Annotated in this window: 29 protein-coding genes; 11 read left to right on the forward strand and 18 right to left on the reverse strand. The window is 66.6% G+C overall.

Features of this window, described 5'->3' with window-relative positions; genetic code table 11:
* Positions 1–398 precede the first annotated feature (398 nt).
* From AC1DX2_RS05535 to AC1DX2_RS05575, 9 genes are all read left to right on the forward strand, one after another.
* A complete protein-coding gene (locus AC1DX2_RS05535) occupies positions 399–1,217 on the forward strand; it encodes a beta/gamma crystallin-related protein (RefSeq protein ID WP_477195282.1) in 819 nt (272 codons plus the stop codon).
* Positions 1,218–1,246: 29 nt separating this feature from the next.
* Positions 1,247–2,527 (forward strand): NRAMP family divalent metal transporter, encoded by a 1,281-nt coding sequence (locus AC1DX2_RS05540; RefSeq protein ID WP_477195283.1) that lies wholly within the window; start codon positions 1,247–1,249, stop codon positions 2,525–2,527.
* 160 nt (positions 2,528–2,687) lie between these two features.
* Complete coding sequence (locus AC1DX2_RS05545; protein ID WP_477195284.1) at positions 2,688–2,906, forward strand: CsbD family protein; 219 nt, start codon at positions 2,688–2,690, stop codon at positions 2,904–2,906.
* A gap of 9 nt (positions 2,907–2,915) precedes the next feature.
* On the forward strand, positions 2,916–3,065 hold the full coding sequence (locus AC1DX2_RS05550) for a lmo0937 family membrane protein (RefSeq protein ID WP_477195285.1): 150 nt from the start codon (positions 2,916–2,918) through the stop codon (positions 3,063–3,065).
* A gap of 73 nt (positions 3,066–3,138) precedes the next feature.
* Positions 3,139–3,450, forward strand: coding sequence for a BON domain-containing protein (locus AC1DX2_RS05555; protein ID WP_477195286.1), 312 nt, complete (start codon positions 3,139–3,141; stop codon positions 3,448–3,450).
* Positions 3,451–3,497: 47 nt separating this feature from the next.
* Positions 3,498–3,719 carry a glycine zipper 2TM domain-containing protein gene (locus AC1DX2_RS05560; RefSeq protein ID WP_477195287.1) on the forward strand — a complete coding sequence of 74 codons (222 nt, stop codon included), beginning with the start codon at positions 3,498–3,500 and terminating at the stop codon, positions 3,717–3,719.
* Positions 3,720–3,794: 75 nt separating this feature from the next.
* Positions 3,795–5,048: an MFS transporter gene (locus AC1DX2_RS05565; protein ID WP_477195288.1), complete on the forward strand. Its 1,254-nt coding sequence runs from the start codon at positions 3,795–3,797 to the stop codon at positions 5,046–5,048.
* Positions 5,049–5,318: 270 nt separating this feature from the next.
* Positions 5,319–5,585 (forward strand): translation initiation factor IF-1, encoded by a 267-nt coding sequence (gene infA / locus AC1DX2_RS05570; protein ID WP_477195289.1) that lies wholly within the window; start codon positions 5,319–5,321, stop codon positions 5,583–5,585.
* Positions 5,586–5,666: 81 nt separating this feature from the next.
* Positions 5,667–5,969, forward strand: a complete 303-nt coding sequence (locus AC1DX2_RS05575; RefSeq protein ID WP_477195290.1) for an RNA recognition motif domain-containing protein — start codon at positions 5,667–5,669, stop codon at positions 5,967–5,969.
* Positions 5,970–6,011: 42 nt separating this feature from the next.
* Here AC1DX2_RS05575 and AC1DX2_RS05580 read toward each other — a convergent pair whose 3' ends face one another.
* The 6 genes from AC1DX2_RS05580 to AC1DX2_RS05605 form a co-directional block, all read right to left on the reverse strand.
* A complete protein-coding gene (locus tag AC1DX2_RS05580) occupies positions 6,012–6,197 on the reverse strand; it encodes a hypothetical protein (RefSeq protein ID WP_477195291.1) in 186 nt (61 codons plus the stop codon).
* A gap of 115 nt (positions 6,198–6,312) precedes the next feature.
* On the reverse strand, positions 6,313–7,716 hold the full coding sequence (locus tag AC1DX2_RS05585) for a M20/M25/M40 family metallo-hydrolase (protein WP_477195292.1): 1,404 nt from the start codon (positions 7,714–7,716) through the stop codon (positions 6,313–6,315).
* Positions 7,704–9,371: an ABC transporter ATP-binding protein gene (locus tag AC1DX2_RS05590; protein ID WP_477195293.1), complete on the reverse strand. Its 1,668-nt coding sequence runs from the start codon at positions 9,369–9,371 to the stop codon at positions 7,704–7,706. The genes AC1DX2_RS05585 and AC1DX2_RS05590 overlap by 13 nt, the downstream gene beginning before the upstream one ends.
* 8 nt (positions 9,372–9,379) lie before the next feature.
* Entirely contained in the window at positions 9,380–10,204 is an 825-nt protein-coding gene (locus tag AC1DX2_RS05595) for an ABC transporter permease (protein ID WP_477195294.1), read from the reverse strand.
* Positions 10,205–10,208: 4 nt separating this feature from the next.
* A complete protein-coding gene (locus AC1DX2_RS05600) occupies positions 10,209–11,168 on the reverse strand; it encodes an ABC transporter permease (protein ID WP_477195295.1) in 960 nt (319 codons plus the stop codon).
* Between the two features lie 12 nt (positions 11,169–11,180).
* Positions 11,181–12,758, reverse strand: coding sequence for an ABC transporter substrate-binding protein (locus AC1DX2_RS05605; RefSeq protein ID WP_477195296.1), 1,578 nt, complete (start codon positions 12,756–12,758; stop codon positions 11,181–11,183).
* A 122-nt stretch (positions 12,759–12,880) separates the two neighbouring features.
* On the opposite strand from AC1DX2_RS05605, the gene AC1DX2_RS05610 reads away from it, so the two are divergent.
* A complete protein-coding gene (locus tag AC1DX2_RS05610; RefSeq protein WP_477195297.1) occupies positions 12,881–13,792 on the forward strand; it encodes a GntR family transcriptional regulator in 912 nt (303 codons plus the stop codon).
* A 102-nt stretch (positions 13,793–13,894) separates the two neighbouring features.
* On the forward strand, positions 13,895–14,803 hold the full coding sequence (locus AC1DX2_RS05615) for a GntR family transcriptional regulator (RefSeq protein WP_477195298.1): 909 nt from the start codon (positions 13,895–13,897) through the stop codon (positions 14,801–14,803).
* Positions 14,804–14,854: 51 nt separating this feature from the next.
* On the opposite strand, the gene AC1DX2_RS05620 is transcribed toward AC1DX2_RS05615, so the two are convergent.
* The 12 genes from AC1DX2_RS05620 to AC1DX2_RS05675 all read right to left on the reverse strand — a co-directional run bounded on the left by AC1DX2_RS05620 (position 14,855) and on the right by AC1DX2_RS05675 (position 26,298).
* Complete coding sequence (locus AC1DX2_RS05620) at positions 14,855–15,874, reverse strand: alpha/beta hydrolase family protein (protein ID WP_477195299.1); 1,020 nt, start codon at positions 15,872–15,874, stop codon at positions 14,855–14,857.
* A 37-nt stretch (positions 15,875–15,911) separates the two neighbouring features.
* The gene (gene gabT / locus AC1DX2_RS05625) at positions 15,912–17,231 is read right to left on the reverse strand and encodes a 4-aminobutyrate--2-oxoglutarate transaminase (RefSeq protein WP_477195300.1); all 1,320 of its coding nucleotides are present in this window, start codon (positions 17,229–17,231) and stop codon (positions 15,912–15,914) included.
* 19 nt (positions 17,232–17,250) lie between these two features.
* The gene (locus AC1DX2_RS05630; protein WP_477195301.1) at positions 17,251–18,051 is read right to left on the reverse strand and encodes a hypothetical protein; all 801 of its coding nucleotides are present in this window, start codon (positions 18,049–18,051) and stop codon (positions 17,251–17,253) included.
* 32 nt (positions 18,052–18,083) lie between these two features.
* Positions 18,084–18,626, reverse strand: coding sequence for a cytochrome b (locus tag AC1DX2_RS05635; RefSeq protein ID WP_477195302.1), 543 nt, complete (start codon positions 18,624–18,626; stop codon positions 18,084–18,086).
* A 37-nt stretch (positions 18,627–18,663) separates the two neighbouring features.
* Complete coding sequence (locus tag AC1DX2_RS05640; RefSeq protein WP_477195303.1) at positions 18,664–20,151, reverse strand: NAD-dependent succinate-semialdehyde dehydrogenase; 1,488 nt, start codon at positions 20,149–20,151, stop codon at positions 18,664–18,666.
* Between the two features lie 13 nt (positions 20,152–20,164).
* Positions 20,165–21,487, reverse strand: coding sequence for an omega-aminotransferase AptA (gene aptA / locus AC1DX2_RS05645; RefSeq protein WP_477195304.1), 1,323 nt, complete (start codon positions 21,485–21,487; stop codon positions 20,165–20,167).
* 136 nt (positions 21,488–21,623) lie between these two features.
* Entirely contained in the window at positions 21,624–22,514 is an 891-nt protein-coding gene (locus AC1DX2_RS05650; protein ID WP_477195305.1) for a GntR family transcriptional regulator, read from the reverse strand.
* Positions 22,515–22,583: 69 nt separating this feature from the next.
* Positions 22,584–24,287 carry a cation:proton antiporter domain-containing protein gene (locus tag AC1DX2_RS05655; RefSeq protein WP_477195306.1) on the reverse strand — a complete coding sequence of 568 codons (1,704 nt, stop codon included), beginning with the start codon at positions 24,285–24,287 and terminating at the stop codon, positions 22,584–22,586.
* A 429-nt stretch (positions 24,288–24,716) separates the two neighbouring features.
* A complete protein-coding gene (locus AC1DX2_RS05660) occupies positions 24,717–24,902 on the reverse strand; it encodes a hypothetical protein (protein WP_477195307.1) in 186 nt (61 codons plus the stop codon).
* 91 nt (positions 24,903–24,993) lie between these two features.
* Positions 24,994–25,221, reverse strand: coding sequence for a hypothetical protein (locus AC1DX2_RS05665; protein ID WP_477195308.1), 228 nt, complete (start codon positions 25,219–25,221; stop codon positions 24,994–24,996).
* Positions 25,222–25,257: 36 nt separating this feature from the next.
* The gene (locus tag AC1DX2_RS05670) at positions 25,258–25,728 is read right to left on the reverse strand and encodes a helix-turn-helix domain-containing protein (RefSeq protein WP_477195309.1); all 471 of its coding nucleotides are present in this window, start codon (positions 25,726–25,728) and stop codon (positions 25,258–25,260) included.
* Positions 25,729–26,043: 315 nt separating this feature from the next.
* Positions 26,044–26,298, reverse strand: coding sequence for a hypothetical protein (locus AC1DX2_RS05675; protein WP_477195310.1), 255 nt, complete (start codon positions 26,296–26,298; stop codon positions 26,044–26,046).
* Positions 26,299–26,301 lie beyond the last annotated feature (3 nt).

Raw genomic sequence — 26,301 nt, forward strand, 5'->3', positions numbered from 1 at the left:
GTTGGCCGTGTCCCTGCGCTGGCAAGCTTTGATTGTCGCAAGCAAGCACGAAAACAGTCTGTACGCTGCTGTACATTGGCATCCGCCACCGGCCGCGCACACTTGCGAACTTCCTTCCAGCGTAACAGGAGTTCGCCATGACGCAACCTGTTTCTTCAAGCCCGCCAGACCTTTCCAGCCTGCTGGCGCAGCCCCCCACCGGTCGAGGAGCCGGCAATGGACGACGCTGCCACGCCGCCCACCGGTGCACTCGCCGTGCGCAACCAGAGTTCCTGGGCAGCTGACGGCGGAGCCCGCCGCAGGGCACGGGCCGGTCTATTTGGCCCTTATGTGCGGTAGCAGGCCAAGCCCAGCCTTGCCTGCCGGCCACACTCGCCCCACATCAACAGGACAACACCATGAACACCATGATCCGAACCACCCTGGCCGCCGCTGCGCTGGCCCTGGGTACCCAGGCCGTGCAGGCACAGATCGTCTTCTACGAAAACGACAACTTCCAGGGCCGCAATTTCACCGCCAATGGCTCGGTGGACAACTTCCGCCGCAGCGGCTTCAACGACCGCGCCTCCTCGGTGGTGGTGTTGAACGAGCGCTGGGAAGCCTGCGAAGACGTGCGCTTCGGCGGGCGCTGCATGGTGCTGCGCAAGGGCCGCTACCCCTCGCTGGCCGCCATGGGCATGAACGACCGCATCTCTTCGGTGCGCGAGGTCAAGCGTGACGCCTGGGTGGATGACGGCCGCTACGCGCCGCACGCACCGCTGCCGGCCTACGACGACCGCCGCCGCAAGGGTGAGCAGCTGTTCCAGGCCAACGTGACCGCCGTGCGTGCGGTGGTGGGCCCGCCGACCCAGCGCTGCTGGGTGGAGCAGCAGCAGGTGATGCAGAACAATGACCGCGGCCCCAACATTGGCGGCGCGCTGGCCGGCGCCTTGATCGGCGGCGTGCTGGGCCACCAGGTGGGCGGCGGCACGGGCAAGGACATCGCCACCGCCGGTGGGGCCGTGGCAGGTGCGGCAATTGGCGCCAACGCCGGACGCGACAGCGGCCAGAGCGTGAGCACCCAAAACGTTCAGCGCTGCGCCAGCACCCCCAGCCAGGCGCGCCCCGAGTTTTGGGACGTGAGCTACAACTTCCGCGGCCAGGAGCACCAGGTGCAGATGACCAGCCAGCCTGGCGCCACCATCACCGTCAACAACCGGGGCGAGCCGCGCAACTGAGCACCTGATGCACACTTGAGGGTGTGAGCATGGAAACACCCGCCCCGCCAGCCCCAGCGCCCAAGTCGCTGTGGGCGCGGCTGGGCCCGGGTCTGATCACCGGCGCGGCCGATGACGACCCCAGCGGCATCGCCACCTACTCGCAGGTGGGCGCGGCCTTTGGCTATGGCATCTTGTGGACCACCTTCTTCACGCTGCCGCTGATGGTGGGCGTACAACTGGTCAGCGCCCGCATAGGCCGGGTCACCGGCGAAGGGCTGGCCGCCAACATCCAGCGCCATTACCCGCGCTGGCTGCTGTTCACCCTGGTGGGCTTGCTGCTGGTGGCCAACACCATCAACATCGCCGCCGACGTGGGCGCCATGGGCGCGGCATTGACGCTGCTGATGGGCGGCCCGGCCCACTGGTACGCGGCGGCCTTTGGCGCCTTGTCGGTGGTGCTGCAAATCTGGGTGCCGTTTCCGCGCTATGCGCCCCTTCTCAAATTCCTCACGCTGGCGCTGCTGGCCTATGTGGCCACCGTGTTCGTGGTCAAGGTGCCGTGGGGTGACGTGGCCGTGGGCACGCTGCTGCCCGCGCTGTCCTTCAAGGCCGACTACGTGGTGGCCATCGTGGCGGTGTTCGGCACCACCATCAGCCCCTACCTGTTCTTCTGGCAAGCCTCGCAGGAGGTGGAAGAGCAACGCGCCGCGCCGGGTGAAGAGCCCCTGCTCAAATCCCCCGCCGAGGCGCGCGCGCAACTGCGCCGCATCAAGCTCGACACCTATGTGGGCATGACGTTTTCCAACATCGTGGCCTTCTTCATCATGCTCACCGCGGTGGTGACGCTGCACCTGCACGGGGTCACCGACATCCAGACCTCGGCCCAGGCCGCGCAGGCGCTGCGGCCGGTGGCGGGGGACTTCGCCTTTGCACTGTTCACCGCCGGCATCGTCGGCACCGGCCTGCTGGCGGTGCCGGTGCTGGCCGGCTCGGCGGCCTACGCGGTGGCCGAGACCTTCCACTGGCGCATGGGGCTGGGCCTGCAGCCGATGCAGGCACGCGGCTTCTACGCCATTGTGGCGCTGGCCACGCTGCTGGGGGTGGTGTTGAACTTCACGCCGGTGGACCCGATCAAGGCGCTGTTCTGGTCGGCGGTGATCAACGGCGTCATCGCCGTGCCCATCATGGCGGTGATGATGCTGATGGCGGTGCGCCCCGACATCATGGGCCCGTTCGTCATCAAGCGCCGCCTGCGCGTGCTGGGCTGGCTGGCCACCGCCGTGATGGCGGCCGTGGTGCTGGCCATGGTCGTGACCTGGGGCGGCTGACGCCGGCCGCCCTTTGCGGCGCGGCCTTGCGGCAACCAATCTCGCGCCTACGTCCGTCAGCGGACAGACCACGCGGTACAGCCTGCGTATTCTCAGCCCATTGACGTGGACCCCGGTGAAGCTCTTGCCTCTGGTCGAACGCCAAACACCAAGGACACGTATGAACTGGGACCGCATCGAAGGCAACTGGAAGCAATTCAAAGGCAACGCCAAGGAACAATGGGGCAAGCTCACCGACGACCAGCTGGAACAGCTGAGCGGCAAGCGCGAGCAACTGGCCGGCAAGCTGCAAGAGGTCTACGGCATCACCAAGGACGAGGCCGAGAAGCAGATGGCCGACTGGCAAAAGGCGATGCAAGACAAGCACGCCAAGACGTAAGGAGCCAGCATGCTGTACACCATTGCTGTCATCCTGCTCATCCTGTGGCTGCTGGGCCTGGTCACCTCCGTCACGATGGGCGGATTCATCCACATCCTGCTGGTGGTCGCCATCGTGATGGTGCTGCTGCGCGTGATCAGCGGGCGCTCACCGCTGTAAAGCAGCCCACTGGCAGATCGCCACGGGCGACGCCTTCAACCTTGTTTTTTCTCAACACCGAACTGGACACACCATGACAACCTACAAACACCTGACCACCCTGGTCGCCGCCCTGGCCCTGGCCAGCCTGGCCGCCTGCGCCTCGTCCCCCAAGCAAGAGGGCACCGGCGAATACGTGGACGACACCGTCATCACCACCAAGGTGAAGGCCGCCATCTTCAACGAACCGGCACTGAAGTCCGCCGAGATCAATGTCGAGACCTTCAAGGGCCGCGTGCAGCTCAGCGGCTTTGTCAGCTCGCAAGACAACGTCAACACCGCGTTGCGCGTGGCCCGCTCTGTCGGCGGCGTGACGTCTGTCAAGGACGACATGCGGCTGAAATGAGCCGCTACGCCGTTTCTTCAATCTTCAACACTTCAAGAGGTTATTTCATGAACACCACACACACCCTGGCCACGGCCACCCTGGCCCTGGCCGCCCTGCTGGGCACCACCGGCTGCAGCAACATGAGCCGCCATGACCAAAACACGGCGGTCGGCGCCGGCGTGGGCGCAGTGGCCGGCTCCGTGCTGACGGGCGGCAACCCAATTGGCACCGTGGGCGGTGCCGTCGTCGGCGGCGTCATCGGCTCCGAAGTCGACAAGCGCCGTTAAGCGTCTCGCCCGGCCCGGCCTGCACGCAACGCGCGTGACAGCGCCGGCAAACGGCCATGGGGTAGACTGAAACGCGTGCAGTCATCCCCCGCCGACCCCTCCCTGATCGATTCCCGCCATGCCCTGTGGCGCCTGCTGGCCACACTGGGCCTGGTGGTGCTGGGCAACAGCAGCATGTACGTGGTGTCGGTCGTGCTGCCTGTGGTGCAGGTGGAGTTCGGCATCGGCCGGGCTACCGCTTCGCTGCCCTACACGCTGATGATGGTCTGCCTGGGCTTGGGCGGTTTGCTGACCGGCAAGCTGGCCGACCGCTATGGCCTGATGCCGGTGCTGTGGGTCGGCGCCCTGGCGGTCTGCGCGGGCTTTGTCGGCGCCGGCCTGTCGGGCAGCATCTGGGCCTTCGGCCTGGCGCATGCGTTGATGGGCTTTGTCGGCAGTTCTTCCACCTTCGCACCTTTGCTCGCCGACACCGCCCTGTGGTGGAACCGGCGGCGCGGCATTGCCGTGGCGGTTTGCGCCAGCGGCAACTACGTCGCCGGCGCGCTGTGGCCACCCATCGTGCAACACGGCATTTCCACCATTGGCTGGCGCCCCACCTACATGTTGCTGGGCCTGGTGTGCGGGCTGGGCATGTTTGCGCTGGCGCTGCGCATGCGCCAGAGGCCGCCCATGGTCAGCACCGCGCCCACCAGTGCCGACGCGCCGGTGTTCGACCGCAGCCGCCCTTTTGGCCTGCAGCCCTCGCACGCGCTGGCCCTGTTGTTTGTGGCCGGCGTGGCCTGCTGCGTGGCCATGTCCATGCCGCAAGTGCACATCGTGGCCTATTGCACCGATCTCGGCTTCGGCGCCGCGCGTGGCGCCCAGATGCTGTCGCTGATGCTGGCCTGCGGCATCGTCAGCCGGCTGGTGTTCGGGCTGATCTGCGACCGCATAGGCGGCATCCGAACGCTGCTGCTGGGATCGGCCCTGCAGGGCATCGCGCTGCTGTTGTTCCTGCCTTATGACGGCCTGGTGCCGCTGTATGTGATCTCGGCCATGTTTGGCCTGTTCCAGGGCGGCATCGTGCCGGCCTACGCCATCATCGTGCGTGAGCATTTCGCGCCACAGGAGGCGGGGGCCAAGGTCGGCATGGTCATCCTGGCCACCCTGATCGGCATGGCCCTGGGCGGCTGGTTGTCGGGTTGGGTGTTCGACATCACCGGCAGCTACCACGCGGCCTTCATCAACGGCATAGGCTGGAACCTGTTGAACCTGTCCATCGCCAGCTGGCTGTACTGGCGCGTGCGCAAGGGGCAGCCCAGCCGCGCAGGCCTGGCGGCCTCGGCCTGACCCGCGCCAACGGCCGCTAGTGCGGGCGGAGGCAATTAAGGGTATAATTCTGCGGTTGTTGGCGATTGCTTACCTTCGCCACAACAAGGTTTGACAGGGCAGCGGCACCCCAAGGCTGCACACCTCAACCACCGCCCCGCTGGCCGGGTTCGCTCTGGTGGTCACACTTTTCCATTTGGCAAGCTTTTCACCATTGCGGTGGATGCACTGCGTCCGTACCGCGTTCAAGCATGCGGCTTTGGCACATCGCCAGCTGCGCAAGGAGCCTCGATGGCTAAAGAAGAACTGATTGAAATGCAGGGCAAGGTGTATGAGGTGCTGCCCGACATGCGTTACCGCGTCACCCTGGACAATGGCCACCAATTGATCGCCTATTGCGGCGGCAAGATGCGCAAGCACAGCATCCGCGTGCTGGCCGGCGACAAGGTCACGTTGGAAATGTCGCCCTACGACCTGACCAAGGGCCGTATCACTTTCCGCCACATTGAGAACCGCCCGCCCCGCACCGGTTCCCCCGCTCACGGTGCCCGTCGTTGACGGCACCCATTTTTTAACCACCCGTTTTTAACCCGTGCCATGCCCGTTTTTGGGCAGGCGCTCAACCTGAAAGCCTCAATCATGAGCAGCAAACTGTACGTCGGCAACCTGGCATATTCGGTACGTGACGAAGACCTCCAACAACAATTTTCTCAATTTGGCGAAGTGCGCTCCGCCAAGGTGATGATGGAACGTGATACCGGCCGCTCCAAGGGCTTCGGCTTTGTGGAAATGGGCAATGCCGCAGAAGCGGAATCCGCCATCCAAGGCCTGAACGCCAAGAACTTCGGCGGCCGTGACATGACCGTCAACATCGCCCGCCCGATGGAAGCCCGCGCTCCCCGCACCGGCGGCGGCGGCGGCGGTTACAACCGCAGCTACTGATCTGCAGACGGACGCCCCCGCAGGGCGTCCGGCGCTTCGCTGTCAGTTGGCGAAACGCTTGCGGTATTCCACCAGGCTGGCCCCCAGGCGACGTGTGAACGCGCGCCGAAAGCCGTCCACACTGGCGTAACCCACCATGTCTGCCAGCCGTTTGGCTGGCAGGTCCGACTCCTCCGCCAGGCAGCGGGTCTCGCTGCGCAAGACGCGCGCAATCGTTCTGTCGCTCATGCCCGCTAGTGGAGCCAGTGCCGGCACGGACAAATCCCCCCGCAAATTCGCCAGCACCTGGTCCTGCACCTCGCGCACCGTCAACCATGGCAGACTTTTTTCCAGAGCCCCGGATTCAGGGCGGGCTGCTGGCCAGCGCCTTGACCATGCGGTACATGAACTCACGACCGTCGTAGAGTTGGCGCACGCCGATGCGCTCATTCAGGCCGTGCACACCGGTGTTCTCCGGGTCAACGAACAGACCCGAGATGCCATAGATGGGAATACCCACCGCCCGAAACTTGCGGCCATCGGTGGTGCTGACGCCCATCGTGGGCACCAGCGGCACGCCGGGCCACATGTCGGCGGTGATGCCCTCGACCACACGCATCACCTCGGGGTTCAACGGTGACGCCGGCGTGGACTCGCCGCTCGTCGTGACCTTCAGCTTCAGCTTGGGCCCGGCAATTTCCTCCAACTTGGCGGTGACAGCGGCAACGTCCTGCCCCGGCAGGGCGCGGCAGTTGATGGTGGCCTTGGCGCTCTGCGGCAAGGCGTTGGTGGCGTGGCCGGCCTGGGCCATGGTGGCGACGCAGGTGGTGCGCAACAGCCCGATGATGCTGGAGCGGTTCGACAGGCGCTCTATCACTTCGGCGCTGGGCTTGCCGTCGGCCACTGCGAGGAAGTCGGCCCGCAACGCCGGGTCTTCCTGCTGCGGCGCACTGCGGCGGAAATAGGTCAGCGTGGTGTCGTTCAGGTCGACCGGAAAGCGGTGGTTGCGCAGCCTCACCAGCGCTTCGGCCAGGTCGTACAAGGTGTTGTCTGGCGTCGGACGGGCGCTGTGGCCGCCCGGGCCAGTGGCTTCCATCTCGTACTCGAGGAAGGTTTTTTCACCCACCTGCATGATGTGCACCAGCGGCTTGCCGGCCTTGAGCTCACCCCGGCCGCCTTCGTTGATGCCGAACTCGGCGTCCACCAGCGAGCGGCGCTCCTTCAACAGCCAGCGCGCGCCATTGAAAGGCGAGCCCCCGCGCTCTTCATCCGCCGTCAGCGCAACCACGATGTCGCGGTTGGGCACAAAGCCCTCGCGCTTCAACTGCGCGAGGATGGAAATGTAGGCCGCCGCCATCGCCTTGTCGTCGATGACGCCGCGCGCGATGAAGTAGCCGTCTTTTTCCTCCAGCTTGAAGGGGTCGGTCTTCCAGTCTTCGCGCTTGGCCTCGACGACATCGATGTGCGCCAGCAGCAGCAGCGGCTTTTTCTGCCCCGTGCCCTTGAAACGCGCGACCAGGTTGCCTTTCTTGGGAAAGGGCTCCAGCACCTCGGCATCGGCTGGCACAAAGCCGGCGCTCAGCAGACGCCGCTGCATGGCCTGCGCAGCCAACGTCGTGCCACCGCCCGAATGCGAACTGTCGATCTCGACCAGCTCCTTGTAGATGTCACGAAAGCGCTGGGTCTCCGGGCTCAGCGCCTGGGCCAACGCCCCGGTGTGGGCCAGCAGCGGCAACAGCGCTGCAGCAATCAATGTCAGGCCGCGCATGTGGCGTCCGCCCCCGCGTTGAGTTTGGCATTGGCGCCAAGGTCGGAGTTGGCGCCAGCGCCAAAGGCCGCGTCCAGCAGCGCCTTGGTGTAGTCGTGCTGCGGGCGGTCAAAGATGTCGGCCACGCTGCCCTGCTCGATCACCTTGCCCTGGTGCATCACCACGATGCGGTCGGCCACGGCGGACACCACCGCCAGGTTGTGCGAGATGAAAATGCAGGCAAAGCCATGGCTGGCCTGCAGCTTCTGGAACAGTGTCAGCACCTGCTTCTGGATAGTCACGTCCAGCGCCGACACCGGTTCGTCGGCCACGACCAGTGCGGGCCGGCGTATCAGCGCACGGGCTATCGCCACGCGCTGGCGCTGGCCGCCGGACAGCGCGTGCGGAAAGCGCTGGCCGAAGCCTTCCAGCCCGACCTCGGCCAGCATCTGCTCAACGCGCTCACGCTTGGCGGCGGCCGACATCGGCTCGGTGGCGTGGCGCAGCGGCTCGCCAATGATGTCGGCCACGCGCTGGCGTGGGTCCAGCGACGAGTACGGGTCCTGGAACACCATCTGGCAGTCCAGCCGGTAGGCACGCTTGTGTGCGGCGTCCGCGCCGGTCACCGGGCGGCCACGGAACAGCAGTTCCCCGCCACTGGGCGCCAGCAGGCCAATCAGCGCGCGGCCAAAGCTGGTCTTGCCCGAGCCGGAGCCGCCCACCACCGCCACCACCTCGCCGGGGCGAATGGCCAGCGACATCTGGTCCACCGCCAGCTTGAGCGCGCCGCGCTTGAACATGCCGGCCTTGCCTTCGTAGGCCACGGACAGGTTGCGTGCCTCGATCAGCGGTGGCGCATCAAGCACCGGCGGGCGATCGACCCGCACCGGCAGCGCGTCGATCAGCGCGCGGGTGTAGTCGTCGCGCGGCGCGTTCAGCACCTGGGCGGTGGGGCCGGTCTCGATCAGCTGGCCGCGCTTGAGCACCACCACCTGGTCGGCATAGCGCGCCACCAGGTGCAGGTCGTGCGTGACCAGCAGCACAGCGGTGCCCATGGTGCGCGTCAGCTCGGCCATGATCTCCATCACCTCGCGCTGGCTCAGCGAGTCCAGCGCGGTGGTGGGCTCGTCGGCGATCAGCAGCTTGGGCTTGAGCAGCATCACCGAGGCCAGCATGATGCGCTGGCGCATGCCGCCAGAGAACTGGTGCGGGTAGGACGCCATGCAGCCCACCGGGTCGGCAATCTGCACGCGGCGCAGCATGTCCTCGGCACGCGCTCGGGCCGCCTCGGGCTTGAGCTTCTCGTGCAACAGCAGGCCTTCCACCAACTGGGCGCCCACGGTCATCGACGGGTTCAGCGAAACCATGGGCTCCTGGAACACCATGCCGATGGCAGCACCCCGCAGCCGGCGCATGGCCTCGTCGCCCAATCCGCCCACGGACTGGCCTTCATACAGGATGTCGCCACCCGCCACCGTGACGCCGCTGGGCAGCAGGCGCAGCACGGCGCGCGCGGCCATGGTCTTGCCGCTGCCGGACTCGCCCACCAGCGCCAGCACCTGGCCCGGCGCCAACGCGAAAGACACCTGGTCCAGGATGGCGTTGCCGCCTGGACCACGCAGGTTCAGGGCGCTGACGCGCAGCAACGCTTGGGGGTTTGAAGGGGTTTCGCTCATGGAAGGGATCAATGGTGCGCCATGCGCGGGTCCAGCCAGTCGCGCAGCGCGTCACCCAGCAGGTTGATGCCCAGCAGTGCCAGCGCGATGCAGGCGCCGGGCGCAATGCCCAGCCAGGAGGCGGATTCCAGATAAGGCCGGGCAGCAGACAGCATGTTGCCCCAGGTGGGTGCTGGTGGCGGCACGCCCAGGCCCAGGAAGGACAGTGAACTCTCGGCCAGGATCACCCAGCCGAACATGGAGGTGGCAAACACCACCAGCGGCGCCGCGCAATTGGGCATCACATGGCGCGCCAGCGTGTAGAACTCGCCATTGCCGATGACGCGCGATGCCTCCACAAACTCCTTCTCGCGCAGGCTGAGCACTGTGCCGCGCACCAGGCGCGCACAGCTGGGCGTGTAGGCAATGCCCAAAGCGACGATGATGCCGTACTTGTTGGCCCCCACCACCGCCATCACGCCCAACGCCAGCAGGATGCCGGGGAAGGCCAGCAGCGCGTCGTTCACCACCATCAGCACCCGGTCCACCGCGCCGCGGAAGAAGCCGGTGACCAGGCCCAGCGCGGTGCCCAGCAGCACGGCCGCGACCACCGTGAGCGCCGCCACGGTGATGCTAGTGCCGGCGCCGGCCAGGATGCGCGACAGGATATCGCGGCCAAATTCGTCGGTGCCCAGCCAGTGCATGGCCGAGGGCGCCGCCAGGCGTTCCTTCAGCGACAGCTTCAGCGGGTCATACGGCGTCCAGACCAGGGAGAGCAGGGCCATCAGCAGCAGCGTACCCACCAGCACACTGCCCATCAGCGCGTTCGCGCGCAACTTGAAACGGGACTTCATGCGGTCACTCGGCAGCCGCCACGCGCGGGTCGAACAGCGGATAGCACAGGTCGATGACCAGGTTCACCACCACGTAGATGAAGGCGGCAAACAGCAGGCAGCCCTGCACCACCGGGTAGTCGCGGGCGAAGATGGCGTCCACCATCAGCCGGCCCAGGCCTGGCAGCGTGAACACGGTCTCCAGCACGGCAATACCGCCCAGCAGGTGGCCCAGCACCAAGCCTATCATGGTCAGCGTGGGGCCGAAAGCGTTGGGCAGCACATGGCGCAGCAGCACCGTGCGCTCGCGCAGGCCCTTGGCGCGGGCGTGGGTGATGTACTCCAGCCGCAGCGTCTCGATGGCGCTGGAGCGTGCCATGCGGATCAGCACGCCCATCTCGATCAAGGTCAACGTCAACACCGGCAAGAAGAGGTAGGTGATGGCGCCGCGCCAGTCCTCGCTGAAGGGCACGTAGCCGATCACCGGCACCCAGTGCAGCTTCAGCCCCACCACCAGCAGCAGCATCAGGCCCAGCCAGAAGCTGGGAATGGACAGGAACAGCGTGGCGCCGGTGACCACGGCGGCGTCCATGGGCGTGTTCTGCTTCCAGGCCGCCAGCAGGCCGGCCGGCACCGCCACCAGCGTGGCGGCGAACACCGCCACCAGCACAATGATGGCGCTGACCTGGAAACGGTCCCAGATCAGCGGCAGCACCGCCTCGCCGCTGGTGATGGACTGGCCCATGTCACCCCGCAGCACGTTGGAGAACCACAGCGCGAATTGGGTGGTGATGGGCTGGTCCAGCCCCAGGCGCACGCGCAACTCGGCAATCTGCTCCGGTGTGCCGCTGTCGCCCAGGATGACCACGGCCGGGTCACCGGGGATCAGGCGGATCATCACGAACACCAGCACGGCCACCAGCAGCAGTGTGGGCAGCGCCCACAGCACGCGCTTGAGCAGGTAGGCCAGAATGGAAGAAGGCATGTCCAGCGCGCGTCAGTTCACCGAGATGCCCCAGGCCCGCACCTGGCCCAGCGGCCAGCCGTCAAAGCCCTTGACGTTGGACTTGACCGCCGTGTTGCGCACCTGCGAGTACATGAAGATGGCCGGCACGTCCTCGCGCAGCTTGGCGTCCAGCTGGTTGAAGATGACCTGGCGCTTGGCCTTGTCGGCGACGTTGCGGGATTGCGCCACCAGGTCAAGCGCCTGCGGGTTGTCCCAGGCCTTGCGGGGCTCCTTCTCCTTGACGCCGCTGAACATCTCGTACGACAGCGACGGATCCAGCCGCGCCGAGTAGGTGAAGGACAGCATCTGGTAGTCACCCTTGCTGTAGCGGTCCTGCAGCGTGGCCCAGTCCAACACCTCGACCTCGATGTTGATGCCGGCCTCCTGCGCCATGGCCTGCGTCAGCATGGCCACGGCGAAAATGTACACATAGCGCTTGGAGGTCTGCATCTTGATGGTCTGGCCACGGTAGCCGGCCTCGGCCAGCAGCTTCTTGGCCGCCGCCAGGTCGCGCGCCGGCAGGTTGGCCTGGTCCTTGCCGTAGTAGCTGCTGGGGCGCGGGATGGCCGAGCGGCTGGCCTTGGAGACGCCGTTGGTCACGGTCTCCACGATCTGCGGCAGGTCCAGCGACAGCGCAATGGCGCGGCGGATGCGCACGTCCTTGAGCAGCGGGTCGCGGGTCTGCAGCAGCATGGCAATCTGGTCCATGGTGGGCTCGGCGCTCAGCACCACGTCCTTGTGCGCCTTGTACTCGGCCATGTCCTCTTCCGGCACGTCCAGCATGACGTCGATGCTGCCGGAGAACAGCGCCGCCTTGGCCGACGACGGGTCGGGGATCAGCACGAAGCGCACCTTCTCCACCAGCGGCGTCTTGTTGCCGGTGTTGCCGTCGCGCTGGCCGGGCAGCGCGCTGTAGTGCTCGTTACGCAGCAGCTCGATGTACTGCCCGCGCTTCCACTCGCCCAGCTTGAACGGGCCGGTACCCACCGGCTGCAACCACTTGCCGGCGGCGTCCAGCGAACTCTTGTGGAAGATGCCGGTGCCGCCGCAGTCGCCGCGCGCCAGGGTGGTCAGGAACAGGGCGGTGGGCCGGTCCAGCGTGAACACCACGGTTTGCGGGCCCTTGGCCTCCACCTTGGTGACCTTGGTCAGGCCGGTGCCGTCGAATTCGGTGATGCAGCGCCAGCCGGTGGCAGGCAGCATGTAGCGGTTCCAGGAAAAGACCACGTCGTCGGCGGTCAGCGGCGCGCCGTTGCTGAACTTCAGCCCCGGGCGCAGCTTGAAGGTGTAAGTCTTGCCGTCGGGCGACACGTCGATGGACTGGGCCAGCAGCGGACCCACCGAGGTGTCTTCCTTGAAGGCCACCAGCCCCTCCACCATGTGTGCCACCACGGCGTCGGTGTTGGCGTCGCGGTTGACGCCGGGGTCGGTGGTGCGTATGTCACCATTCAGGCGCACGCGCAACGTGCCTTTGGGGGTGGGGGTGGCCGCCTCGGCCGGCTCGCCGGCCAGGGCCACGAGCGCAGCCATCGCGGCCAGCGTCAGGGACAGGAAGGTGGTTTTCATCATGGGGTTCCCGTACGTTCCTTGGGCCAAACCTGCCGCGCCGGGGGCCGGCACGGCGGGTTTGCAGATGCCAGTCACAATCAGCACAATGTGGGTCAGCGTTGAATTTCCATCAAGTGTATTTTATGAACATAAAAAAAGCAACAACAAAAGCAAGGGGTGTCGCCACTGAGGGCGCCAGCCCCCTGCACATCGACCTGGCGCGGCGCATTGTGCGCATGATCCATGACGAGCAGGTGCCGGTGGGCTCCCGCTTGAACGAGAAGCGCCTGTCAGAGCTGCTGGGGGTGTCGCGCACGCCGGTGCGCGCCGCGCTGGGCCACCTGGGGGACCTGGGTTTTGTCGAGCGCAAGCAGAACCAGGGCGCCGAATTGATCGCCATCCCCACCATGCCCGAACCGGCGGAAGCCGCCGCCGCCCAGGGGGATGACCTGCTGGTGCAGATCGCCTCTGACCGGCGCATGGGCAAGCTGGCCGAGCAGGTGGCCGAGCAGGACCTGATGCAGGCCTACGGCCTGTCGCGCGCCGCCATCAAGAACGCGCTGGCCCGGCTGGCCGACCTGGGTGTGGTGGAGCGCAAGCTGGGCTACCGCTGGAAATTCGCCGACGCGGTGTACGACGCCACGGTGCAATCCGAAGCCTTCCGCTTTCGCCTGCTGGTGGAGCCTTCGGGCCTGCTGGAGCCGGGTTTCGCGCTGCCGCCGGGCTGGGCCGACGACATGGCTGACCAGCACCAGGCTTTCCTGAACGCCAAGTGGACCAAGGCCTCCAGCGTGGCCTTTTTCGAGATGAACGCGGCCTTCCACGAAGGGCTGGCCAAGGCCTCGGGCAACCGCTTCTTTCACGAGGCGCTGTGCCGCATGAACCGCCTGCGCCGGCTGAACAACTACGACTGGAAGCACGGCGCGGACCGCGTCAGCGTCAGCTGCCGCGAGCACCTGCGCATCCTGGATTCGCTGAAAGAGGGCAACGTGGGCAATGCCGCGCTGCTGATGCGCCAGCACCTGGAACTGTCCAGCCGCCTCAGCACCACCTGAGCCGCAAGGGCGCACCGCCCTTGTGCGCCCCTTCCGTCGGCGCCCGCAAACGTGCGACAATGGTATTTTGTAAACACAAAATTACCAAACTCGGGATTTGCCATGCCGCGCAGCGTCAGCGCCTTCCAGCAGGAATTGGGTAACCGGATCGCCCGCCTGATCCACCAGGAAGGCATGGCGGTGGGCAGCACCCTGAACGAAAAGCGCCTGGCCGATGAGCTGGGCGTGTCACGCACACCCGTGCGCACCGCCTTGGCGCGCTTGGCCCAGCAGGGTTTTGTGGACTACCAGCAACACCGTGGCGTGGAACTGCTGGCCCTGCCGCCGCTGCCCGGGCCACAGACCCAACCCACGCAGGAGGACGCGCTGCTGGCGCGCATCGCCTCCGACCGGCGCGATGGCCGGCTGGCCGACCAGGTGTCCGAGCAGGACCTGATGCAGGCCTACCAGCTGACGCGCGCCGCCATCAAGCAGGCGCTGACCCGGCTGGCTGAGCTGGGCATCGTGGAGCGCAAGCTGGGCTACCGCTGGCGCTTTCTGGACGGCATGTACGACGCGGCGGCACGGGCCGACGCCTTTCGCTTCCGCATCCTGGTGGAGCCCTCTTCCTTCATCGAACCTGGCTACGCGCTGCCCCCCGGCTGGGCGCAGGACATGGCCACGCAGCACCAGGCCTTCCTGGATGCGCCGTGGACGGCGGCCTCGGGCGTGGCGTTTTTCGAGATGAACGCGGCTTTCCACGAAGGCCTGGTCAAGGCCTCGGGCAACCGCTTCTTCTTTGAATCGATACGCCGCATGAACCGCTTGCGCCGCTTGTCCAACTACGATTGGAAGCACGGCCGCGAACGGGCCGACCAGAGCTGCCGCGAGCACCTGCAGATCCTCAAGCTGCTGCAGGCCGGTGACGTCGGCCACGCCGCGCTGCTGATGCGCCAGCACCTGGAGCAGGCGGCGCTGGTGCGTTCGCAGGCGGAGCGGCTGCGCGAGGACGGGTTGCAGGCCAAGGTTTGAACCCGGCTGCTCCAAGGCCTGGGCCATCAGGCGCCCAGGCCCCACCCTCCCTTACTTCATGTAGCGGCTGAAGAAATCAAACACGCGCCGCGTGGCGTCACGCTGCTCATCGGTGTCGCCATCCATGAAGACGTGGCCGCCGGGCGCGTTGTCGTAGGTGTGCGACTCGAAGGTCTTGCCTTTGGCCTTCAGCAGGTCCAGCAGGCGACCGGTGTGCAGCGCATACGGCGCGATCTTGTCGCCGGTGGTGGCCAGCACCAACAGCGGCGCCTGCATCTTGTCCACGTGGTTGACGGGCGACACGTCCATGTAGGCCGCCAGGTTGTCGTTGGGCAGCTGGCCCTTGAAGGAGGCGCTCTCGTTGGCCACTTCCACGCGGCGGTACTCCGGCTTGTAGGCCATGTAGGCGACGAAATCGGCCAGGCCCACGATGTCCACCGCCGCCTTGAAGCGCTGCGGCGCCTTGGCGATGGCCAGCAGCGTGGTCATGCCACCCCGACTCTGACCCATCACGCCGAGGCGATTGGCATCGACGAAGGACTGCTTGGCCATGTAGTCGCCTGAGGCGATGACGTCGGCGGTGTCGGTGACGCCGTAGTCGTTGCGGTAGTGCTCGGCGCCGTAGCCGCGGCTGCCGCGGTATTCGGGGAACATCACCACGTAGCCCTTCTCGATGGCCTGCGCCACCAGTTGGAACCAGCGCCAGTCAAAGCGCTCGTGGAAGCCGCCGTGGACCATCACGATGGCCGGGTAGCGTTTGCCGGCCACCATCTTCACCGGCGTGAACACGTAGCCGGGGATCAGCACGTCCTTGCTGGGGAAGGCCACCCGCTTGATGCGCACCTGGTCGCCATGCTCCAGCTGGAAGTTCAGCACGATGACGCGCTGCTCCTGCTCGTACACACTGTGTATGACCACGTCCAGCTTGGTGGCGGTGTCCTTGGCGTCGCGGTTGATGTACTTGTCCAGCGCACCTTCCTTGGGGGCGCCGTCTTGTGCGTGGGCGGCGCCGGCCAGGGCCAGGCTGGCCAGCAACAGGCCAAGCAGCTTCTTCGGTAGCGAGGGGATCACGGTGAACTCCTTCAAGGGTGAAAGTCCGGGGAAATCGTCAGGCCGGCCGGGCGGGGTCTGCGCATTGCACCAGCACCTCGGCAAGCGTGGCCAGCGCCTCGTCCATCAACGCGTCGCTGATGGTCAGCGGGAACAGGAAACGGATCACATTGCCGTCGGTGCCGCAGGTCAGCAGAATCAGGCCACGGTCCAGCGCCGCCTGTTGCACCCGCTTGGTGAACCCGGGGTCGGCCTGTTGGGTGCCAGGCTGGCAAAACTCCACCGCCACCATGGCGCCTGGGCCTCGCACCTCGGCAATCTGGGGCACCTGGGCGCGCAGGTCCAGCAGCGTTTGTTTCAGCGTGGCGCCCAGCACGCTGGCCCGCTCGACCAAGTCCTCCTCGGCAAACACATCCAGCACCGCATGGGCGGCGGCAATGGCCAGCGGGTTGCCGGCATACGTGCCGCCCAGCCCACCGGGAGCCGGCGCGTCCATCACCTCGGCGCGGCCGCACACGGCCGACAGCGGCATGCCGCCGGCCAGGCTCTTGGCCAGGGTCATCAGGTCGGGCAGCACGTCGTAGTGCTCCATCGCGAACAGCTTGCCGGTGCGGCCAAAGCCGGTTTGTATCTCGTCGGCGATCAGCAGCATGCCGTGCTGGTCGCACAGGGCGCGCAAGGCGCGCATCAGCTCGAGCGGCGCCGGGTGGAAGCCGCCCTCCCCCTGCACCGGCTCGATGATGATGGCTGCCACGCGCGCCGGGTCCACATCGGCCTTGAACAGGTTGTGCAAGGCCTGCAGCGCATCGTCGGTGCTGATGCCGTGCAGCGGCACCGGGAAAGGCACGTGGTAGGTCTCGGCCGGGAAAGGACCGAAACCCAGTTTGTAGGGTGCCACCTTGCCGGTCAGCGCCATGCCCATCATGGTGCGACCGTGGAAGGCGCCAGAAAAGGCCACCACCGCGGTGCGACCAGTGGCGGCGCGGGCGATCTTGACGGCGTTTTCCACCGCCTCGGCGCCGCTGGAGAAAAAGGCGGTCTTCTTGGCATGCGTGCCCGGCGTCAGTGCGTTGATGCGCTCGGCCAGCCGCACATAGGACTCATATGGCACCACCTGGTAGCAGGTGTGCGTGAAGCGCTGTTGCTGCGCGGCGATGGCGGCCATCACCTTGGGGTGGCGGTGGCCGGTGTTGAGCACGGCGATGCCGGCGGCAAAGTCGATGTAGCGGCGGCCCTCCACGTCCCACAGCTCGGCATTGAGCGCGCGCTCGGCGTAGAAGCCAAAGGTGACGCCAACGCCGCGCGGCGTGGCGGAGAGCTTGCGCGCTTGCAGCGCGGCGTTGGTCAAGGGGGGGTGGTCGGTCAGCGTGTCGGGCATGGTGGGCATTCGGATGAGTTCAAGGCTTCTTCAGTTCGTCGGCCAGGATGTATTGGCGGGTGTTGCGGATCTGCGATTTGTCCTTGCTCCACTCGGTCCACACCGCGTCCTTGCCCGCCAGCGTGGCGCGCACCTCGCGGGTGACGCGTTCGCGCGCGGCGATGCCGTCTTCGCCGTTGTATTCCAGCACCAGCAGCGCCGACCAGTGGCGCGCCACCGCGTAACGGCCTATGAACATGTTGTAGTGCGACAGCGCGCCGTGGCCCAGCCAGCCCTTCAGCTGCGGCAGCAGGTAGCCTTCCAGGTAGCTGACATATTTATCGGTGCTGACCAGGTAGTCATAGGGGATCACCAGGTAGACGCCGTTGGCCTTGCTGGCGCCACCCTCGAACCATGGGTCCACCGGGTTGCTCTCCACCGCGGTGACCAGCGCCAACGCCTTGGGTGCCAGGCCAGCCGGGTGGGTGCGCTCGACCTCCTTCCAGCGGGCGGCCTGGGCCACGTCGGCAAAGTTGACCAGCAACAGCATGTCCCACACCGGGGCATCGGCATAGCGGCCGAACAAGACCTTGTAGCCCTTCAACCGGCCCTCGCGCTTCCAGCGCTCCAGCTGGTCCAGGCCCTCGCCTTGCATGTGGCTGTGCAGCGCAGGGCGGTTGGCCGGCGCCACCTTGTATTCGATGACCAGGCTGGTCATGCCGCTGTTGAATGGGTTGTCAACGGGGCTGGCAGCCCGGGCCGCTGATGTCAGTGCCAAAGCCATCAGCCCGCAAGCCACCAGCCGCAGAAAGGTACGCCAGCCATGCAAGGTCTTTATCACGCGGGCTTCTCCGTCTTCAGGGGCAACACACATCAAGCCTGCCGCCGCATGCGCGTCAGCAAGCTGTCCTTCAGCACAAACTGATGCCACAGCGCGGCCAATGCATGCAGGCCAGCCGCTCCGAGCAGGATGTTGGCCAGCAGGCCGTGCAGTTCCACCGCGTCGTGCCGCAGCGCCTTGTTGTCCGGCGCGATGGAGGGCACCGTGAACAGGTTGAAGATGTTGTCACCGCGTATCCACACGCAGGCTACGCCCAGCACCAGCACGGCGATCAGCAGCAGGTACAGCGCCTTGTGGTACACCGGGGCGACGCGGCCGGCCAGCCCCGCCACCGGCGGCAACCTGACACCGCCGCGCACACGCCAGGCCAGGCGCAGCGCCACCAGCACCAGCAGCATCACACCAAAGGTGATGTGCAGGCTGCGCGCGGTGATGCGCGGCGTGCCACGGGGGAAGAAGTCAATCGTCTGCCCGGCCACCCACAGCGCCAGCACCAGCACGGCGCTGAGCCAGTGGTAGAGGACGGTGCGGCTGTCGTACTGGGCTTGCGGAGGAATCTGTGCGGTAGTCAGCATGGTGGTCTGCTCAAAGGCGTTGAAAGTATTCAGCGTATCAGTACTGCGTGCTGACCGTCTTGCTGACCAGGTAGGCGTCCAATGCCTCCAGGCCGCCTTCAACGCCATAGCCGCTGTCCTTGACGCCGCCAAACGGCAGCTCCACGCCGGACACTTTGCAGGTGTTGATGCCCAGCATGCCCACCTCCAGCGCATCACTGAGCCGGTTGGCGGTGCGCAGCGAGCGGGTGAAGGCATAGGCCGCCAGGCCATAGGGCAGGCTGTTGGCGCGCGCCACCACGTCGTCGAAGCCGGCAAATGGCGTGATGGCCGCCACAGGGCCGAAAGGCTCTTCGCGCATCACGGCGGCCTGGTCAGGCACCTCGCTGAGCACGGTGGGCGCCAGGAAGCTGGCACTGCGCGCGAAGACCGGCAGCGCCGGGGCGATGACCTTGGCCTTGTGCGCCTGGGCGTCGTCTATCAGATGCTGGATGGCGGATAGGCGACGCGCTGACACCACCGGCCCCATGGTGGTGCTGGCCTCGCGGCCATCGCCCACCCGCAACGCCGCCGCAGCCGCGCTGAATTGTTCGACGAACTGCGCATAGCACTCCTGCTGCACATAAAACCGCGTCGGGGCGATGCACTGCTGGCCGGCATTGCGGAATTTGGAAGCCACGGTCTGGCGCACGGCGGCCTCGATATCGGCGTCGGCAAACACGATCACCGGCGCATGGCCGCCCAACTCCAGCGTCAGCTTCTTTACCCCCTGGGCGGCCAGGCCGGCCAGCAGCTTGCCGACGCGGGTGGAACCGGTCAACGACACTTTGCGCACTACCGGGCTGGTGATCAGGTGCTCTGAAATGCGGGCCGGGTCGCCATAGACAATGCCCAACACACCGGACGGCAGGCCGGCATCTTGCAGCGCGCGACCCAGCAGCAGACAGGTCAGCGGCGTTTCTTCGGCCGGCTTGATGATGCAGCTGCAGCCGGCGGCCAGCGCGGCCGCCATCTTGAAGCCGGGATTGCGGGCCGGGAAGTTCCAGGCGGCAAAGGCGGCGACGGGCCCCACCGGCTCTTTCAGCACCTGGTGGCGCACGTCGGGCGTGCGTGCGGGCACCACGCGGCCGTAAACGCGCAAGGCCTCGTCGGCGCACCAGCCGAACATGTCGGCCGTGGCCAGCACCTCGGCGCGGGCCTCGGTCAGCGGCTTGCCCTGCTCGCTGGTCAGCACCAATGCGATGTAGTCGACGCGGGTGCGCACCAATGCGGCAGCGGTGTGCAAGACGGCGCTGCGCTGCGACGCCGGTGTCGCACGCCACAGCGGGAAGGCGGCAGCGGCGGCGGCCAGCACCTCATCCAGTTGGCCCGACGAAGGTGAAACGTAGCTGGCCAGACGCTGACCGGTGGCGGGGTCGGTGATGTCGGCGGCCACATCGCCGGCGGCCTCAACCCAGCGGCCGTTGACCAGCAGCAGTGGCCGCGGCACAGCCACGCCATTGAACACCGTGTCCAGGGACGCGTCGGAGCGTTGGTCGAGCGGCATGGCGGGCACCTCTTCAGTCCAGCGTGGCCAGCACGTCGGCCAGCGTGCCAAACAACTGGTCGATTTGCGCGCGGTTGATCACCAGCGGCGGCGAGATCACGGTGGCGTCCCCGGCCGAGCGCACCAGCACGCCACGCGCCAGCGCACCCAGATGGGCCGCGTACGAGCGCTTGCCCGGCGCGTCGGCCACCGGCGCCAGGTCGAAGGCGGCCAGGAAGCCGGTGGTGCGGATATCCAGCACATGGCGCGTGCCCTTCAACGCATGGGCGGCATCCTCGAAATACTGCACGGTGGCTGGGTCGCCCTGCATCAGGCCTTCGCGCTCCAGCACATCCAGCGTGGCCATGCCGGCGGCGCAGGCCAGCGGGTGGCCTGAGCAGGTGTAGCCGTGCGGCAGCTCGATGGCGTTGGGCGGGCCTTGCACGATGGCCTGGTGGATGTGCGCGCGACTGAGCACCGCGCCCATAGGCACGGCGCCGTTGGTGATGCCTTTGGCACAGGTCATGATGTCGGGCAGCACGCCATAGTAATTGGCGGCAAAGCCCTGGGTGACGCGGCCAAAGCCGGTGATGACCTCGTCGAAGATCAGCACGATGCCGTGCGCGCTGCAAATCTCACGCAGGCGCTGCAGATAGCCCACCGGCGGCGGCAACACGCCGGTGGAGCCCGCCACCGGCTCGACGATGACGGCAGCTATTTTGCCGGCGCCATGCTGGCCGATGATGCGCAACAGGTCATCCGCCAGGTGCCCGCCCCAGGCCGGTTGGCCGCGCGTGAAGGCGGTCTGGCTGCGGTCATAGGTGTGGACCAGCCGGTCCACGCTGGACAACAGGTTGGGAAAGGGCTTGCGCTGCGCCGGCATGCCACCCACGGTCATGCCGCCGAAATTGACACCGTGGTAGCCGCGCTCGCGGCCGACCACCATCACCCGCTCGGTCTCGCCACGCGCCTGGTGGTAAGCCAGCGCGATCTTCAGCGCCGTTTCCACCGCCTCGGAGCCGGAATTGGTGAAGAACACATGGTTCAGGTCGCCGGGGGCCAGCTGGGCCAGGCGTTCGGCGAACTCGAACGCCAGCGGGTGGCCGAGCTGGAAGGACGAGGCGTAGTCCAGCGTGCGCGCCTGGTTGGCGATGGCCTCGCTGATCTCCGTGCGGCAATGACCCGCATTGACGCACCACAGGCCGGCAGTGCCATCCAGCACCTTGCGGCCATCGGGCGTCAGGTAATGCATGCCCTCGGCGCCACTGAACAGGATGGGGTTTTGCTTGTAGCGCCGGTTCGACGTGAACGGCATCCAGTGGGCAGCGGTGGAGACGGGTTGTGCAACGGAGGGCATGATGGATCCACAGAATGTTCTAAATTGATTTTAGTACATTATTTGTACTTTGCAAGACAAAATACACATTATTGCGTGCGCCTGCGGCGTCATTCAGCGTGCGCAAGCGGCTTCAGCCAAGCCCCGGACAAGCCGGTTACAGGGCGCTGGCGGCGGACAAATGGCGGTGCAACAACGCTTCGGCCAGCACCTTGTCGCCGGCTTCCAGCGCGCTCATCACCTCCAGGTGTTCCTGGGCGGCGGTGGCCAGCCGGCCGACGCCGCGGTTGTAAGAGGCGAACTCCTCGAAGCGGCGCAGCTTGCTCTGCTTGCTGATGACCTCATGAAAGAAGCGGTTGCCCGAGAACAGCCCCAGCATCTCGTGGAAACCCGCGCTGATCTCGAAGAACACGGACGGGTTTTGCGCCTTGGGCTTGAGCTTCAGAAAGTCCTGGTGGGCCAGCTTGGCGCGTAGCAGCACCTCGGGGTCGACACGAAAAGTCGGCTCGCGCAGCGACGCGCACTCCAGCACCAGGCGTATGCGGTAGCTTTCGGCCTTGGCGGTGTCGGAGTCCAGCATCGGCAGGAACTGCCAGCCCCGGCCCTGGCGCCGCTCAATCAGGCCTTCCCGGTTCAGGCGCAGCAACACGCGCCCCATGGCCCGCTTGGCAGCACCGTAGCGGCTGATCAGCTCACTCTCAGACAGCGTGTCGCCCAGCAGGTTGCCAGCGCGGTCGGCAATGATGGCGCGGTACAGCGTGTCCTCGGTGACGGTGTCTTCGGCCAGCAGCGCGCCCGCCAACCTGGGTGCCTGCGCGGTGACGAACACGCCGGCGCTGCCGCGCTTTTCCACCACCCCCTGCTGCTGCAACAGGTTCAAGGCAGCGCGCACCGGCGTGCGCGACACGCCCAAGCGCTGGGCCAGCGCGACCTCGGTCAAATGCCCGTCCACGCGCACCTCGCCGCTGGCAATCAGCGCGGCGATCTGCTGAGCCAAATCGCGCTGCAGCGGGCTGGCGGTGGTGGTTTCGGGCAGTCGGGCGTTCATTGTCTTAATTCGACAATAGTACATCAACCTGACCCGACCACCTAGGGGCCAAGCGCCCGCCACACCTGCTCAGGACAGCTTGCCGAAGCGCTCCAGCACGTGCCGGCTCATGCCGCGGGCCAGTTCGTCCTCACCCAGGAAGACGGTGCCGGTCGCCTCGCGCGCCAGCAGGCCGGCCTCTTGCTCATTGTGCGTGCGCACCACCGTCTCCACGCCGGGGTTCAGCGTGCGCGCGGTGTGCACCATCTGGCGCACGTCAAACGTGTCGGGCGTGGCAATCACCAGCATGCTGGCACGCGCGATGTGCGCCTGAACCAGCACCGCCGGGTCGGAGGCGTCGCCCCATACGGCCTGTATGCCCTGGGCACGCAGGCGCTCCACCAGCTCGCGGTTCTGCTCGGCCACCACGTAGGGGATGCCGCGTTCGGCCAGCGTGGCACCTATGCGCTTGCCCACCCGGCCGTAGCCCACCAACACCACCTGGCCCGACAGGTATTTGTCGGGGGTGGCTGCGGGCAGCCCGGCCAGCGGATCGTCCTTGCCGGCGAGTGTGTGCGCCAGCTTGTCAGCCAGCGCCGGGTGCGCGCGCAGCCAGGCCTGCAGCGGCTTGACGCCTGCAAACAGCAGCGGGTTCAGCGCGATGGAGATCAGGGCGCCAGCCAGCACCAGGCTCTGCCCCTCGGGCGGCAGCAGCTTCAGGCTCGCCCCCAGACCCACCAGGATGAAGGAGAACTCGCCGATCTGCGCCAGGCTGGCCGACACCGTGAGCGCGGTGTGCAGCGGGTAGCGGAACGCCAGCACCAGCGCAGCCGCCGCCAGCGACTTGCCAACAATGATGATGGTCACCACCGCCAGCACCTGCAGCGGCCGCTGCAGCAGCACCATGGGGTCGAACAGCATACCCACCGAGACGAAGAACAACACCGCGAAGGCTTCGCGCAGCGGCAGCGACTCTTCGGCGGCGCGGTGGCTGAAGGGCGACTCGCGCATCACCATGCCGGCAAAAAACGCCCCCAGCGCGAACGACACGCCAAACAGCGCCGTGGCGCCATAGGCAATGCTGACGGCGGCCGCCACCACGCACAGGGTGAACAGCTCGCGCGAGCCGGTACGCGACACCTGCCACAGCAGCCACGGGAACAGGCGCCGGCCCACCACCAGCATCAGCGCAATGAAGGCCGACACTTTCAGCAGCGTCAGGCCCAGCGTGGCCCACAGGCTGCCACTGCCCTCTGCCGCAGTGCCGCCCAACAAGCCGGCCAGCGGTGGCAGCAGCACCAGCACCAGCACCATGGCCAGGTCCTCCACGATCAGCCAACCGACGGCGATGCGTCCGTTCATCGATTCCAGCGCGCCGCTGTCCTCCAGCGCGCGCAGCAGCACAACCGTGCTGGCCACCGACAAGGCCAGGCCGAACACCAGCGCGCCGCCCAGCCCCCAGCCCCAGTACCACGCCAGGCCACCCCCCAAGGCGGTGGCCACGGCGATTTGCAGCACGGCGCCGGGCAGCGCAATCTTGCGCACCTCCAGCAAGTCATTGAGCGAGAAGTGCAGACCGACGCCGAACATCAGCAACATCACGCCGATCTCGGCCAGTTCAGCGGCCATGTTCGAATCGGCCACGAAGCCGGGCGTGAACGGGCCGATCAACACACCAGCCACCAGGTAACCCAGCAGCGCTGGCAACTTGAGCCGCGCGGCCACAAAGCCCAGCAGCAGGGCCAGACCCAGGGCGGAGGCGATGGTGGTGATCAGCGGGGTGTTGTGCAGCATGGGCCCGGGGTTTCCTTGTTGTGTGACGTGCAGGGCGTATGCCGCGCATCTGCCATTGTTCAACAAGGTGGAGTAACCTGCGGTGCGCAAGGTTCCCGCGCCTCGCGCAGGGTTATCCCGTCAACCAGCGTACCAGCCTAGCTGCGCCAAGTGACCAGAGGTATTGACCACCTCGGCCGCTGCAACCAGGCGCACGGCTATTTGTTCGGTGAACTGCCGTCGCGCACGGCGCGCGGCCCTGCCGTTCAGCAGGCTCGGTAACTGACTAGCCGTGCCTCGCCCGACTCGGCTCGCCGTGAAGCGGCTTTGCCACCATCGCCACGCGGGTGGGGGCTGCGCCCGCGGCGTTCCAGGTCGGGGTGGTCGTTGCGCTCGCCGTCCGGGTGTTCCGTGGGCCGGGCCCGACGGAACCAGGACTGCGCCGCCAACTCAGCGCGCGGTGGGTTTGCCATCTTCACGGTCATCTTCCTGGTAGGTGTCAAGGCGCCGGTCACGGCCCTTGGCGGAATAACGGGGCTTGTCGCCCCCCTGGCTGGCGGTGGGCTTGTCATCGGCCTTGTAACCGCGTGACTTCTGCCTGTGGGCGTCGTGCCAGGGCTTGTGCTTGTCAGACATGAGAGATTTCTCCGGTGGAAGGACCAAGGAAATGTGACAGGGGGAAACAGGTGTGTGTACGGCGCGGCTTCGTCCCAGGGCACGCGGCTGGCTAGCCCAGCTTGCGGCTGCCCGCACGCCTCGCTGCCCTGGCCGGGTACAGCGGCAAGACCAACGCGCCACCGCTGCCCTCCAGCAGGTGCCGATCGGCTCGGGCCAGTGCCTGGCGGCAGATGCCGCGCAGTTGGCGTGGGCCGTTTTGCGACCAGCGGCCCAGCAATTCCTGCAGCAGGCCACCGGCCTCGGCCAATCGGCATATCACGATCTGGGTGGAACGCATGGCTTCTCCTTAGGCATCGGTGCTGGGGTGCTGTGGCTATTGCAAGGTGGCCCACTCGGCCCGCGTGCGCTCGCTGTCTCCACGACCGCTGCGCCACTGCTCATACGACCCCGGCTCCATATAGACCGGACGCGCCGCAATGGCCAGCCGGCCCAGCGCCCGGCAGCAGCGCTGCACCAGCGCCGCATGCAGGGTGGCCGGCAATGGACGGAACTCGCTGCGGTAATGCCACAGGTCCTGGTTGCTGCGGTACACCAGCAGCGAAATCTCGCCGCGCACCGGCAGGCCACGGGACTGAAACTGCCGAAACTCATCGAGCACACAGTTGGCGGCATAGCCCAGGTACTCGTCCAGGCGTATCAGGACTTCGGCCACCGCCAGCGGCACCGGCACACGGCCAGCCTCCCAGGCGCGCACACGCTCTTCCTCATAGTCCGTCAACTCGGCGAGCTGGGATTCGGAGAGTCCTACGGACTCGCGCATGGTGATCAGTCCACTCGGTGCCATGGCGTCATCATCGGAAACCAGCCGTTCGCGGCAAAGCAGACAACGCCGCATGCGTTTGTAGGACAAGGCTGTAAGACGCCTGACGGCTTTCTGCCGGTGATTTTCCTTGCAGCTCACTTTTCGTTCGCCCAAAAAAATCCCGGCCGTAGGCCGGGTGGAAACCCTTGCGGGCCCTGTCCAGGGAGGTTGAGGCAGGGGGGTTCTCGCTAAACCCAGTTCCCACTTTAGGGAAAACGGCACGGACCGTCTGTGGCCTACCGCACATAAACACATGTTTTCAAACAATGTGGCAAGCGCCGGCCACAGGTGCGCGCTTCAGCGCACCGGGGGGATGTAGACGGGCGGCTCCTGCACGGGTGCGGTGGGCACCTCCGGCGGCGGGTCCAGCGGCGGCAGCACCTGCGGCGGAGGCATGCCAGGGGCCCTGGTCGGCGCCTCGGTGGGCTCTGGCACCGGCACCGGACCGTCACCCCCGTAGAGGAAGGCGTCGATCGAGTCTGCGTTCAGGTCATCCCAGCGCGCCATCAGGCGCGGAATCTGGCGCGGGGTGTAGCCGGTGTAAGTCATCATGCG

This window comes from Hylemonella sp. P2_B10, assembly GCF_056404875.1.

Bases quoted from the DNA above. Each gene is read 5' to 3' on its own strand.
- AC1DX2_RS05590 (WP_477195293.1), bottom strand. From the start codon at position 9,371: ATGAGCGAAACCCCTTCAAACCCCCAAGCGTTGCTGCGCGTCAGCGCC.
- AC1DX2_RS05615 (WP_477195298.1), top strand. From the start codon at position 13,895: ATGCCGCGCAGCGTCAGCGCCTTCCAGCAGGAATTGGGTAACCGGATC.
- AC1DX2_RS05585 (WP_477195292.1), bottom strand. From the start codon at position 7,716: ATGCGCGGCCTGACATTGATTGCTGCAGCGCTGTTGCCGCTGCTGGCC.
- AC1DX2_RS05575 (WP_477195290.1), top strand. From the start codon at position 5,667: ATGAGCAGCAAACTGTACGTCGGCAACCTGGCATATTCGGTACGTGAC.
- AC1DX2_RS05560 (WP_477195287.1), top strand. From the start codon at position 3,498: ATGAACACCACACACACCCTGGCCACGGCCACCCTGGCCCTGGCCGCC.
- AC1DX2_RS05675 (WP_477195310.1), bottom strand. From the start codon at position 26,298: ATGATGACTTACACCGGCTACACCCCGCGCCAGATTCCGCGCCTGATG.
- AC1DX2_RS05640 (WP_477195303.1), bottom strand. From the start codon at position 20,151: ATGCCGCTCGACCAACGCTCCGACGCGTCCCTGGACACGGTGTTCAAT.
- AC1DX2_RS05655 (WP_477195306.1), bottom strand. From the start codon at position 24,287: ATGCTGCACAACACCCCGCTGATCACCACCATCGCCTCCGCCCTGGGT.
- infA (WP_477195289.1), top strand. From the start codon at position 5,319: ATGGCTAAAGAAGAACTGATTGAAATGCAGGGCAAGGTGTATGAGGTG.
- AC1DX2_RS05545 (WP_477195284.1), top strand. From the start codon at position 2,688: ATGAACTGGGACCGCATCGAAGGCAACTGGAAGCAATTCAAAGGCAAC.
- AC1DX2_RS05555 (WP_477195286.1), top strand. From the start codon at position 3,139: ATGACAACCTACAAACACCTGACCACCCTGGTCGCCGCCCTGGCCCTG.
- AC1DX2_RS05580 (WP_477195291.1), bottom strand. From the start codon at position 6,197: ATGAGCGACAGAACGATTGCGCGCGTCTTGCGCAGCGAGACCCGCTGC.
- AC1DX2_RS05600 (WP_477195295.1), bottom strand. From the start codon at position 11,168: ATGCCTTCTTCCATTCTGGCCTACCTGCTCAAGCGCGTGCTGTGGGCG.
- AC1DX2_RS05595 (WP_477195294.1), bottom strand. From the start codon at position 10,204: ATGAAGTCCCGTTTCAAGTTGCGCGCGAACGCGCTGATGGGCAGTGTG.
- AC1DX2_RS05670 (WP_477195309.1), bottom strand. From the start codon at position 25,728: ATGGCACCGAGTGGACTGATCACCATGCGCGAGTCCGTAGGACTCTCC.
- AC1DX2_RS05665 (WP_477195308.1), bottom strand. From the start codon at position 25,221: ATGCGTTCCACCCAGATCGTGATATGCCGATTGGCCGAGGCCGGTGGC.
- AC1DX2_RS05605 (WP_477195296.1), bottom strand. From the start codon at position 12,758: ATGATGAAAACCACCTTCCTGTCCCTGACGCTGGCCGCGATGGCTGCG.
- AC1DX2_RS05660 (WP_477195307.1), bottom strand. From the start codon at position 24,902: ATGTCTGACAAGCACAAGCCCTGGCACGACGCCCACAGGCAGAAGTCA.
- AC1DX2_RS05550 (WP_477195285.1), top strand. From the start codon at position 2,916: ATGCTGTACACCATTGCTGTCATCCTGCTCATCCTGTGGCTGCTGGGC.
- AC1DX2_RS05540 (WP_477195283.1), top strand. From the start codon at position 1,247: ATGGAAACACCCGCCCCGCCAGCCCCAGCGCCCAAGTCGCTGTGGGCG.
- gabT (WP_477195300.1), bottom strand. From the start codon at position 17,231: ATGCCCGACACGCTGACCGACCACCCCCCCTTGACCAACGCCGCGCTG.
- aptA (WP_477195304.1), bottom strand. From the start codon at position 21,487: ATGCCCTCCGTTGCACAACCCGTCTCCACCGCTGCCCACTGGATGCCG.
- AC1DX2_RS05535 (WP_477195282.1), top strand. From the start codon at position 399: ATGAACACCATGATCCGAACCACCCTGGCCGCCGCTGCGCTGGCCCTG.
- AC1DX2_RS05610 (WP_477195297.1), top strand. From the start codon at position 12,881: ATGAACATAAAAAAAGCAACAACAAAAGCAAGGGGTGTCGCCACTGAG.
- AC1DX2_RS05635 (WP_477195302.1), bottom strand. From the start codon at position 18,626: ATGCTGACTACCGCACAGATTCCTCCGCAAGCCCAGTACGACAGCCGC.
- AC1DX2_RS05650 (WP_477195305.1), bottom strand. From the start codon at position 22,514: ATGAACGCCCGACTGCCCGAAACCACCACCGCCAGCCCGCTGCAGCGC.